The sequence below is a fragment of the Rhizobium sp. 10PS4 genome (assembly GCF_032464805.1).
GTDB lineage: Bacteria > Pseudomonadota > Alphaproteobacteria > Rhizobiales > Rhizobiaceae > Rhizobium > Rhizobium laguerreae.
Genome location: NZ_JAWDIW010000010.1, coordinates 53,102 through 65,299 on the forward strand (window position 1 = coordinate 53,102; position 12,198 = coordinate 65,299).

A 12,198-nucleotide genomic window follows, 5' to 3' on the forward strand; every position below is an offset into this window, starting at 1 on the left:
GACTCTCAGAGGCCTGGAGACAGCGTAGATATGGCAAATCCTCTCACAGATCTCGGTGGGATTGGCCGAGGCTGTTCCATAGAGGGCTCTAACCTAGAAAGGCAAACCCAGGCGGAAAGACGCGACGAGGGCATAAACGAACAACAGCGCCCAGCAGAAAAACAAGACGAATGGAACGTGAACGCTCTGCACGCCGCGCGGACGGTTACCGCCGACGGCATTCTTGTAAACTAGGTACACGTCGTCTTTCATCAGATAGGCTGCTCTGAGGGCATCGATGCGCTTAGAAAGAGGATGGGTGATGATAAATTGCACGATTGAGTAATACGCACCGAAGAAAGCTACGAGCGCAGCGACGATCGGGTTGTTGGCCGAACCAAAGCCGATGCATGTTGCATAGGCGGTGAGCGCCATGGAATGGGCAACAAGCGAGTAGTTGAAGCGCTGAGCAAGAAGTTGATTGGCTTCGTGAAAGTAGCCTGCGGCTCGTGAGATTTCATCCTTTGTGGGTTCCATGTCGTTTTTCCTTGGTTCTGAGTCACGAGCTTGCAGATGGCCCATATGCCCTGAACCCTTCCTCTGGCTGACCAACTCGCCAAGCTTCCGATGGTCGCGACTTTCCAGTGGGGGAATATCGCATTCTTGATGCGTAGACATGGCGGTCGCCCTGGGCGTTCTGGCCCCCGGTGAAGAACCGCTGAGGGGTGACAAGCGTCAGACTGTCTTTGCGCGCGTCATGCCGACGTAGAGAAGCCGCCGTTCTTTCTCGATGTCGTCCGTCGTCCCGGTTCCGAGATCGGAGGGGATGCATCAGTCGACAACTTTCAGCATGAAAACGGAGCGCCACTCCTGTCCTTTCGCGGAGTGGATCGTTGAGAGGGTCAGGTAGTCCTCATCCAGCCGTGGCACGCCCACACACGGGAGGTCTCGGACCGACTGGTTCGGGACTATGGGTTGTCCCTTAACCACCTCGATCACCGCCCTCGCGCAGCAAACCGGCCCAGATTCCGCCTCGACAGCCGCAGACAACGACGAGCGTCCTTGTCCGACACGAGCATCACGACGCCAGCCAAATAGTTGTGATGGATGAATGCCGATGCGATGCGCGATCGCTGAAACGCTTGCGCCGGGCTCCATCGCCTCAGCCACTGCCCGCTCTTTAAACTCATCGGACCAACGACGCCGAAACTGCCGCGGCGCGCCCTCCAGCCGCTCCGCAACGGCCTCGATCATATGGAAGTTTCTAGTTCCAGAGCTAGGCGCAGACATACCTTTGTGCCCTGGCTTTGGGCATCAGTTAACAGGACGGTGGAGCGGTAATAATTTCCGCGTGCGCACCTCAAGTTTGCGGTCAGGCGGCCATAGCGCCCGGCAGCTTCGCGCCCTCAACGCAGATCTTGAGCACATGGTGTCTGCCGGATCGAAAGCGGATCTCCACTCAACCCTCCGGTTGCAAGCCCGCCTTTAGAGTCCTCAGCCCGTCGCGTTATCTCTTGGCATCGAAGTACTGTGTACTATGGGGGAGAGATGCTGCATTGGGCGGATATTGCTTTGCGACTGGTTACCGCCGCGCCAAGAACTCCGGCGCACATGCCCTCTGTGATGTATATCAGGGGCGGTCGCGACAGTGGCCACGCTATAGGATTGCGTTATAAAACTGAGCTAGATAGGTGGCCATCCGGCAAAGTTCTTGTGTAGCACAAGTTGAACGTTGACCTTTCGCCAAACGCACGACCATGATCGAAAATCGTTTCATCACGTGAATAAAATTGTTGCGTATGACTGAACCTTTAGAACCCTTCCTACAGCGTTGCGTTTCGATCGACCTAGAAGTTGATCCTGCAACCGCCAGCATCTTCGCTTTTGCGGCGGTGCGCGATGATGCTCGGCCCGCAATACTGGCAAAAAAGCGCGATCTCCTGGCAGCCCTAAATCGCCTGGAAGCCGAAGCAACTGGCGGCGTGCATCTGCTCGGCCACAACGTACTTCGGCATGACTTGCCTCATCTTTTCGCGGTGCGGCCCAGGCTGGCGAATATTGTTAGATCACCGATAGACACTCTATGGCTCAATCCGCTCGCATTTCCGCGGAATCCCTACCACCACCTGGTCAAGCACTACCATGACGGGCGCCTGCAAGCGGGCCATATCAATGACCCGGAACTGGATGCGCGACTGGTGTTTCAGGTACTGCGCAATCAACTCGCGGCTCTGACCCAGCAGAACGCCGACCAACCCGATGCCGTCGCAGCCTATCATTTCCTTGCTACGAGAATGGAGAACCCAGACGGGTTCGACGCGGTGTTTCGGGAGGTTCGCGGTGCTCCTGCGCCCGACCCTCTTGTGGCAAGAGAAGCGATCTCACGGCTCCTGGCGGGGCGCGCCTGCGAGAGGCGGGTCGAGCAGACGCTGAACCGCCTATCGAACCCGCAGCTTGGTTGGCCGATGGCCTATGCTTTGTCCTGGATCTTGGTCGCGGGCGGGGATTCCGTCATGCCACCTTGGGTCCGGGCGCAGTTCCGCGAGGCTGCACTGATCGTGGGGCACCTACGCGACGCCAATTGCAAAAGCCCGGATTGCACCTGGTGTAGCGAGAAGAACGACCCGGTCCGCGCGTTGTCGCGCTGGTTCGGGTTCGATGCCTTCCGCGCTGAGCCGGTGGATGATATGGGCCGCCCCCTGCAGGAGCGGATCGTCGATGAGACGATGCGCGGGTCGAGCGTCCTCGGTATTCTGCCGACCGGCACCGGCAAATCGGTCTGCTATCAGATCCCCGCCCTGTTGAAGTTCGACAAGACCGGAGCGCTGACGGTAGTGATCTCGCCGCTGGTCGCGTTGATGGCCGATCAGGTGCAGGGCATGGCGCGGGCAGGAATCTCCTCTGCCGTAACCCTCAACGGAATGCTTTCGATGCCTGAGCGGCAGGATGCGCTGGACCGGGTGCGCATGGGAGAGGCGGCAATGCTGCTGATCTCGCCCGAGCAACTGCGCAGCAACTCGGTCCGATCGGTTCTCGCGCAGCGCGCGATCGGGCTGTGGGTGCTGGACGAGGCGCATTGCGTGTCGAAATGGGGCCACGATTTCCGGCCGGACTACCGCTATGTAAGCCGCTTCATCAAGGAGTCCTCGGGGGATGAAGCGCCCGCGCAAGTGCTCTGCTTGACCGCCACCGCCAAACCCGAAGTGGTGCGTGACATCCGAGAGCATTTCAAGTCACGGCTTGGATGCGAACTTTTGCTGCTGGACGGTGGCGCAGTGCGCACTAATCTCAGTTTCGAGGTCCGGCCGACGCAGCGGGGCACCAAGCTGGCCGACATCCTCGACGTGATCGAGACCAAGCTACCACAGGAGGGCGCTTCGGGTGCAGTGGTCTATTGCGCCACGCGTAGCGAGACGCAGCGCGTTGCCGAGTTCCTCAAGCAGCAGGGTCTGTCTGCGGAACGGTTCCACGCCGGGCTGACGTCCGAGGAGAAGCGTGACATTCAGGAACGATTTCGCATCGGCGAACTGCGAATTATCGCTGCGACCAACGCCTTCGGCATGGGGATCGACAAACCCGACATCCGACTGGTGGTCCATGGCGACATTCCCGGATCACTGGAAAACTACTTGCAGGAAGCCGGGCGGGCCGGCCGCGACCGCGCTCATGCCAATTGCGTGCTGCTCTTTGCCGAAGAGGACGTCGAGCGCCAGTTCTCGCTTTCGGCTCGCTCGCGTCTGGCCCGGCACGAAATCGGCGCGATCCTGAAGGCCCTGCGGCGACTTGACGAGCGGACGAAGAAGACCGGCACCGTGGTGGCCACCTCAGGCGAAGTTGTCCGAGCTGAACGCGATCAGGAGTTTGAGCGCGACATCAACACCGACGACACCAGGGTGAAGACCGCGGTGTCCTGGCTGGAGGAAGCCACGCTGCTGAGCCGAGAGGAGAACAGGGTTCAGGTCTTTCCCTCATCCCTCAGGATCCGCAACCTGGAGGAAGTCGAGGCCATCCTGGCCAAGGCCGCAATCACCGGCACCCGTCGCAAGCAGCTTCTGGATATTACGCGCCACTTGATGAACGCGCCGCCCGATCAGGGCATTTCCACCGACGAGCTGGCCGGGATCAGCGGATTAACAGGGGGCATGCTGAACAAGGCGTTGGCCGATCTCGAGGCGCTCGGGATCGCCCGCAACGACGTCGTCGTCACGATCTTTGTCCATGTTGCAGTCGACGGTCATTCCCAGCAGCGTCTGGCGCAGGCCGCGCGGCTTGAAACGGCGCTGATTGCCCTGATGCTAGAGGCAGCCCCCGATGCCGAAGGTGCCGAAGGCATTCCCCTGCATCTGGCCGAAACCTGTCAGGCGCTCCGAAATCAGGGACACAGCGCTGTGCGGCCCGACATCGTGGAAAAGCTGCTGCGCAGCATGGGCCGCGACGGGCGCGATCAGGATGGTGGTAAGGGCAATTTGCGGCTGCGCAAGGCTTCGCGCAACACGTTGATGGTCACGCTGCAACGGTCCTGGCAGGCATTGGAACAGACGGCAAACCTGCGGCGGCAGGGTGGCGAACTGTTGCTAGCACACCTTCTGGGAAGGTTGCCAAAGGGCAGCCGCGGCAAGGATATCCAGGTCGAAACCACGATGGGTGATCTGCTCGCCACCCTGGCAGGAGACGCGCTGCTACGCGGCAGCGGGATTCAGGACATGACAAAACTGATGGAGCGCGCACTTCTGTGGCTGCACGAGCAGGAGGTGGTAACGCTGGGCAAAGGGCTAACGATTTTCCGGCAGGCAATGACGGTCCATTTGAACACCTCGGGCGGCCAGTTCACCGTGAAGGATTTTACACCCCTAGAGGAACACTACGTTGAGCAGACGATCCAGACCCATGTGATGGCGACCTATGCCGAAAGGGGCCTTGCTGCGATGGATCAGGCGCATCGGCTGTCCGAGGATTACTTCGTGCTGGAACGCGATGCCTTTCTGCGTCGCTGGATGCCCGGCAAGGGCGGTGAGATCCGGCGTCAAACCACTGGCAGCTCCTGGAAAGCGATCGTTGAGGCGCTGAAGAATCCAGTTCAGCAAGAGATCGTCGCTGACGACCGCGAACAGACAAACGTCCTTGTGCTGGCGGGGCCGGGTTCGGGCAAGACGCGTGTTCTGGTGCACCGCATCGCTTACCTGATCCGTGTCCGCCGCGAAGACCCCCGCGGCATCCTGGTGCTGACTTACAACCGCCATGCCGCCGCCGAGATACGCATCCGGCTGCGACATCTGATCGGCGATGACGCGGCTGCAGTGACCATATCCACTTGCCACGCCCTCGCAATGCGACTGGTGGGCGCGAGCTTTGCCGGAATGTCGAGCGAGACCTCCCACGACTTCGACGGGATCGTTATGGAAGCCGTGCGCCAGTTGAACGGCGAAGGACTGAGCAAACCAGACGCAGAGGCACAACGTGATACGCTGATTCAGGGCTATCGCTGGATTCTGGTAGACGAGTATCAGGATATTGGCCCTGAGGAATATGCATTGATTTCCGCCGTTGCAGGCCGCTCACTTGACGATAAGGAGCTTCGGCTCAGCTTGTTTGCAGTGGGTGACGACGATCAGAACATCTACGCCTTCGCTGGGGCATCCATCCGCTTCATCCGTCAGTTCGAGGCCGACTATAATGCACGACCGATGTTCCTGGTCGAGAACTACCGCTCGACTGAGCATATCATTGCAGCCGCTAACGCAGTCGTTGCGCCAGCCGCGGCCCGCATGAAAGCCGGCCATGACATTGCCATCGATCGCAAACGCAGCACGGTGCCGCCAGGCGGAGAGATGGCGGCGCTCGATCCTGTGGCCCGTGGGCGGGTGCAAGTGCTGGACTGCTCATCCGGCGATGTGGCGCAGGCGATGACCGCAGTTGATGAACTCGTCCGCCTATCGCGCCTCGATCCGGAGTGGAGTTGGTCGCGTGCGGCGGTCATAGCTCGTGACTGGCGGCGGTTGGCTCCGGTGCGCGCTTATGCCGAAACGCTCGGCATTCCGGTGGAGATGGCAAATGAGAGCCTGCCCAGCATCTGGCGTCTGCGCGAAATGCAGCAGTTCATCGACGTTCTGCGCCGAGATACTACACGTTTGTTGGGCGTCCGTAACCTGGTGGGCATGCTGAACGCGATACCGTCCAACCGCTGGACGGACCTGATCGCCGAAGGCGTCGCCGCGCTGGCGAAAGAGCTTGCGAACAAAACCATGCCCGTGCCTGACCTCGTCGAGTGGTTCGCTGAGTGGGCCCATGATGCGCGCAGCGATCAGCGCGCACTGCTGCTGCTGACGGCGCATCGATCGAAAGGCTTGGAGTTCGACGATGTCGTCATTTTGAATGGCGGTTGGGACCGGCCCTCTAAGGGCGAGGATCCTGATGCGCCGCGCCGCCTCTTTTATGTTGCCATGACCAGAGCGCGACGTAGCCTTGCCATCATTGCCGAAGGACAGCATTTGTTCGTACCGGATGGCGAAGAGTATGCGCTGCGCCGGGCCGCGCCAGACGTCTCTGATGCCGCCGATTCTCCGGCTGTGCTATACCAAGTGCCGAACCTTAAGACCGTGGACCTGTCGTGGGCCGGGCGTCTCGGGCCGGGTCATCCCTCGCTTGTCGCAATCTCGGCGGCAAAGGCAGGAGCCCCACTTCAGATCGTGCGCGATGGCCTCGCTTGGACAATGCAGGATGCTCGTGGGCAAACTCTCGGACGCATGGCCAAAAGCTGGTCACCTCCCGAAGGACTCAACTTCATCCGCGGCGAGGTCGGCGCCATCGTGCGCTGGCGCAAGGCCGACAGTCAGGAAGAGTTCCGGGTGCACCTTCACCGAGATGTTTGGGAAGTAGTTGTGCCAGAGCTTGTGTTCTGCTGATAGCTTGCTCGTCACGAACGTCAGTATTTTGACTGTGCGATGCGGTGTCGTCGCACAGCGTGGACAATGACAAAAGATCAGCTTTGAGCCCGTTTGAGACCTTTGCGGTTACAGACTTAATGTCTGCTTTCCGCTCTGTAACATCGGGAGCGTCAGCCTGATGTCGGCCCCAACACTGTCGTTGGGGGCGGCCCCTCTTTGAGGCAGCCGAATACGGTCCCCACCCGTGTTTTACTGAGCTCTGGACGTTCTCGGGATCTGGAGAATCTTCACATAGTTTCTGACTCGAAATTGTACCGTGGATGCCGCCTTTGTGCCCTGGCTTTGGGCCTCAGTCAACAGGATGGGCGAGCGGCAATAATTTCTGCTTTCGGACCTCAGGTTTGCGGTGCTGCAGCGATAAAGCGCCCGGCAGCTTTGCGCCCTCATTGCAGCCGTTCGAACCACCGGAGCGAGCGCCCGGAGGCGGACATAAGGTCTAAGGCGCACGGGCACCCAACTCCGGGATGGAAAGACGTCAGTAGGATGGTCAGCCGACCAAACACCGTAAAATCTTCAAGCTTGCAATAAGCATGAGGGTACCCAAAGTGCTGCCCCTATACTTCTCCCGCTATGATGGTATCTCTGGCAGTGAGGGGGAACGCAGCATGTCAACACCACCGAAGCCGCCGTTACAGTTAAAAGCAATCTGCCTTGGGCCAGTCGCAAAGCTCGATGCGCCGCTAAGTAAAAATGCTCGGAATATGATCTATGCGCGGAACGGGACAGGAAAATCGTTCATTACGCGGGCTCTGCGTTACCTAGACATGTACGGGCAACAATCAGATATATCGGACGCTGCGTTTAGCCTCGTATCTGAAGAGTCGGTAGATGGGCGAGGTAGTTTCTCCTTGGCCCAAGGGACAACAGCCCTTGGGTCCCTAACTCTCGACAATGGCAACTCAAGCGTCACGGCCACATGCACCGACCGGATTTTCCATGTCTTTTCAGATGACTTTGTTCATGCAGAGCTTCGACAAAACGACTATGATATGGACGGAAATATCGCGAGTGAGATCACCCTCGATCAGGACAATATCGACACCAAGGACGTAGAGAAACGGCTCGAAACTAAGCAAAAGGATTCTGCTAAATCTCGCTTGCAACTTCAAAGCTTACTTGAGAAGCAGAAGTCCGAAGAGTTGGTCGGCAAGGTGTCGATTAACCGCCAGCTTCGGGAATTCCGTGAAGTTGGCATTGATCGCCTCATCGCGCTGCGCGAGCAACCATCCCTTCCAGAGCGTTCATTCAAGACGGTTTTGAATGACTTGGACGCCCTCAAGGCTATTCCTGCTGAGCCGGAGTACCCGTCAGAGCAGAGCCAACTAGCTGTCGATCCGGATAGTTTGCGTGCGGTTGATTCCCTGTTGTCTCAAATCACATCTCCTTCGACTGTGTCTGAGCACATTAAGACCCTCCTAGAAAGCAACCCGAAATTTTTCGAGACCGGGCTCGAAATGCTCGGGCATGGTGGCGATGACAATTGCCCCTTCTGCAAACAGTCGGTGGCCCACCCTCCCGCGAAAGATCGCATAGAGCTTTATCTCGCGTACTTCGCTGACGCTGAGGGAAAGCATAAGGCGCAACTGCGTGCCGCGTGGAGTAGTGTAAAAGCGCTAAGATCAACGGTAAGTGACCGCGTCGCTTCGGTCGCTAAGGAGGGTTTGAAATTTGAAGCGCTCCGCAAGCTGGTGCCGTCGCAGAGGTCTGTAATTCTCCCAGACATTAGCGGTGCTGCCAGCTCCCTTGATGCATCGTTCGAAAGTTACCTCCAAGCAATTCAGACAAAAGGTACGTCACCATCTGCAAATGTACCTCCTCCTGAACATGACATATTCTCGCTTTTGGATAAGTTGAACCTTCACATCGTTGCGTACAATGCTTACTTCGGAAAATTGTCGGCGGCCGTGCGGCAATCAGACGATGAGAGGAAAAGCCTTCACCGCGAGGCTTGCCTTACGTTTTCGGTGGAGTTTTCTCATTCAAATTGGGCGGATATCGCGGCTATACATCTGCTGGATCATGAAGCAGCGGCCGCAGAGGCCGAGCTAAAAGCTCTCAAAAAGTCGCAGGTCTCAACTAGTGTAAAAGAGCGAGTGGCGCAGACTTTTGAGCTTCTGATCTCCAGCTTCTTCGGCACGAAGTACTCCTTTGATCGCACCGCTTTCGTATTGAGAAGAGAAAGCAAAAAAATGGCACGAGGCGCGAGCCGCACTCTGAGTGATGGTGAAAAGACCGCCATCGCATTCTGCTATTTCCTCGCATGCGCACACAAGAAAGTTAAGCAGACTTCGGATTACGCAAAGCTGTTTTTTGTTTTCGACGATCCGATTACGTCAATGTCTTATGACTTTGTGTTTTCAATCGCGCAGACGCTCAAGAATATTAGCATCAGCAACGCCGGAGATTTTTCAATCAATCCCGCTGATATCGGCGGCGCAAGAAGGCCAGAGCTGCTTGTCCTCACTCACAGTAGCTATTTTTACAATATCTGCGTCACCAATCGCATCATCGAAAAAGAGTCAGCCTTCTTCCTGTATAAGGCCGGGAACGTGCACAAGCTTGCCAACCGTGCAAAATACGTTGCTCCCTTTGAGGAACACCTGAAAGAAATCGTAGAAGTCCACAGTGGCCGCGAGGCGAACCACACAACTGGCAACGCCGTTCGCTGTGTCCTCGAAGCTATCGGGCGCTTTTGCCATCCGGACAAGTCGGAGTCTTTGTCAGACTTCGTCAAGTTCCTCGCGGGTGAGGAGAATTTCACCATCAAGAGCGTCCTCATAAACAACTTGTCGCATGGCACATACTACGACGAGACACCAAGTCCCGAGGAATTACAGGAGGCGTGCAGCGAGGTGATCCTTATCGTTGAGCGCTATGCCCGGGGCCAATTGGAACTGGTACGCCTGATGTCCTCCGCGAATGCCAATATGGCCGCTTAGCTTAGTCGCTAAGAGACCCATGCCTTAGCGAAGAAGTTCGACCTCGTGGGCTAGCGATTGCTCGCGTTGGTCTGTGTCTTGGCGATCGACTCCGCGTCACTGTCTGCAGAACGGAATAGGCGAGCCTTCCGGTCGTCGTGACATACCCCTCCATAAGCGTCAGCTTGTCGATTTCATGATGCCACTTGCTGACTGTCCGCAACCGGCCCCAAAGCTGTCACCCGCTACGAGCTGCCCCAGTCGCCTGCTGGCCGATCGTGTCCGCATTATCACCCGGTACCTTCACATAGGTCAGGTAAAAGCCCTTGATCACTCGGTGATCCTGCAATCGATCGCCAAGTGAGAAGCCCTCTGTCTTGATCGGGGGCTGGAAAATGTCGAGTCCTCGATCCAGTACAATCTTCCAGCCGGTATCTGTGACGATATCGCGAGCATGAGCTGTGCCGGACGTGTCGAAGGCCCAGCTAAATTCCACCCCGGAGCCGGTGCACGCGGCCGTGATGGAGTCGAGAAGCTCTCTTTGACGCATCAAATTTCCCTCGTCTGGCGCCGTAACGAGATGAACCTGTACCTGGTCCTCGGGCCGCTTTCGCCGGATCACCATTTCCACGAATTCCATCATATTACGGATCTGATAGAAGAGCCGAATGTATGGATCAGTCACGATTACGAGTGACGCTCCGTCAAGATGCGGCCCAAAGAGCTTGTCATAGCTCACGCCCTTGCGATTTTCCGCATAGACAAAGTGACCCTGAACCGGTGCCGAGACGCGAGCGGTGTCTTCTCTTCGCTCCTTTGAAGGCTCTGCCAAATGGATATCGAGCACGGTGTCTTTCTGCTCGTCCCGACTATCGGCACCCTTTGCGTGGTAGAACTGCGGATACTCCTCTTCCTCCACGGTGGTCACACCGCGCTTGACGCCGTCGATACCAACGTAGTGAAAGTCCACTTCCGGGTACGTGCTGTCGATACGTGCAAGCTGGTCCTTGACCCGCTTGCGGCTTTCCATAGCAAGACGGAGCAACTCCTCGACTTCAGCCTCTGTCTGGCTGCCATCCGGAAAGATCAGCTTGAGGAGCCCTGACATGGTCTTGGAGATCGCCGTGCGATCTCGTTCTGAGATCTTCTCGCTGATCTTGAAATGCTGCTGAACCCGGTTGGAGAAGTCCTCGGATCGCAGATGCCGCAGTATTTCGGCGAGGTAATCGACGATGAAGCCGTAGCCCGTCGTGAACATCTCGCCGCGGATGACGTCGATCTCCCAGCCCGGCAGATAAGCATGCAAGCGGTCGATGAAGGCCGAGTCATGGAACTGGCTCGGCAGTGCCTCGAAGAGGTCGCTGTTCTTCAGCATATAGGGCACGTTGTGGTCTGTATTGCCAACGAAGGAGAAGCTGGCTTCTGCCCCCATTGGGTTCACCCCACGGGAGAATGTCTTGTTGGCCATATAGTTTTTCATGATGTCGACCAGCGCTTTGTTCGCGGTCTTTTCGCGTCCGGCGAACTCGTCGAAAGCAACCACATCCCAGTAGCCGACGAGGCCGATACGGCCGTTCGAGTTGTTCACGAAGAGCTTGGGGATCGTAATCTCGCCGCCTGAAATCAACTGGCCGTGAGGAGAGAATTCCGAGTAGACGTGCGACTTACCCGTTCCCTTCGGGCCTAGTTCAATCAGATTGTAGTTTCGCTCGACGAAAGGAATGAGGCGCAGCAATTGCAGCAGCTTGCTCCGACGCCCGAAGGCCTCAGGGCGGAAGCCGATGCTCTGCATGAGCAGATCGATCCACTCGTTCGTAGAGAAGGACCGACGTAAGTCCCTATACTGCTCATAGTCCACCTTGGCGATCTGGATCGGCTTAATCGTTTCCAGGATCCAGGGCGAAACCCGCGCCTCGTCAGAAAATTCATACTGCACATCGGCGATGCACCAGACGCCGGTCACAAGCAGCTTTGGGTGCGTCTTGACCGTGTTGCTGTCGACGGCGACCTTCTTGATCCCGAGGTTCTCGAACACCGCCTCATAGCTGTCGGTCTTCTCGTTGAGCGATACACTGATCTGATCGATGACCTTGTAACGGCCGCGCTCCCGGATCGTCGACTGGATGAGGCCAGCCTCGCTGCGGTGGACATAGTGCTTGCGCAAGATGTCCTTGACCGTTTCGATGCCCGTCTGGATCGACGCCTCGTCGTCCGTCGCGCAATATTGCCCCAGTAGATATTCGAGAACGTAGGTGGGCACGATTGCGTTGCCCTTCACGGCCTTTACGAGGTCTTTCCGGACGACGAAGCCTGCGAAGTGTTCGTTGATCTTGCTGTCGAGATCGCTCATGGGCCGG

The 12,198-nt window shown here is 57.6% G+C and carries 4 protein-coding genes and 2 pseudogenes; 2 read left to right on the forward strand and 4 right to left on the reverse strand.

Annotated elements, in window-relative coordinates; all coding sequences use genetic code 11:
- Positions 1-93 precede the first annotated feature (93 nt).
- The 3 genes and pseudogenes from RWJ89_RS19650 to RWJ89_RS19660 form a co-directional block, all read right to left on the reverse strand.
- Positions 94-516, reverse strand: coding sequence for a hypothetical protein (locus RWJ89_RS19650; protein WP_316031289.1), 423 nt, complete (start codon positions 514-516; stop codon positions 94-96).
- Between the two features lie 109 nt (positions 517-625).
- Positions 626-912 (reverse strand): annotated as a pseudogene (locus RWJ89_RS19655) (3'-5' exonuclease); the annotation flags it as partial.
- Between the two features lie 105 nt (positions 913-1,017).
- Positions 1,018-1,269: pseudogene (locus RWJ89_RS19660) on the reverse strand (transposase); the annotation flags it as partial.
- Positions 1,270-1,778: 509 nt separating this feature from the next.
- Between RWJ89_RS19660 and RWJ89_RS19665 the strand changes: the two are divergent.
- Complete coding sequence (locus RWJ89_RS19665; RefSeq protein WP_316031371.1) at positions 1,779-6,881, forward strand: RecQ family ATP-dependent DNA helicase; 5,103 nt, start codon at positions 1,779-1,781, stop codon at positions 6,879-6,881.
- 647 nt (positions 6,882-7,528) lie between these two features.
- Positions 7,529-9,862, forward strand: a complete 2,334-nt coding sequence (locus tag RWJ89_RS19670) for an AAA family ATPase (RefSeq protein WP_316031290.1) — start codon at positions 7,529-7,531, stop codon at positions 9,860-9,862.
- 217 nt (positions 9,863-10,079) lie between these two features.
- Here the strand turns inward: RWJ89_RS19670 and brxL are convergent, their stop codons facing one another.
- Complete coding sequence (brxL, locus tag RWJ89_RS19675) at positions 10,080-12,191, reverse strand: BREX system Lon protease-like protein BrxL (RefSeq protein WP_316031291.1); 2,112 nt, start codon at positions 12,189-12,191, stop codon at positions 10,080-10,082.
- Positions 12,192-12,198 lie beyond the last annotated feature (7 nt).

Bases quoted from the DNA above. Each gene is read 5' to 3' on its own strand.
- RWJ89_RS19650 (WP_316031289.1), bottom strand. From the start codon at position 516: ATGGAACCCACAAAGGATGAAATCTCACGAGCCGCAGGCTACTTTCAC.
- RWJ89_RS19665 (WP_316031371.1), top strand. From the start codon at position 1,779: ATGACTGAACCTTTAGAACCCTTCCTACAGCGTTGCGTTTCGATCGAC.
- RWJ89_RS19670 (WP_316031290.1), top strand. From the start codon at position 7,529: ATGTCAACACCACCGAAGCCGCCGTTACAGTTAAAAGCAATCTGCCTT.
- brxL (WP_316031291.1), bottom strand. From the start codon at position 12,191: ATGAGCGATCTCGACAGCAAGATCAACGAACACTTCGCAGGCTTCGTC.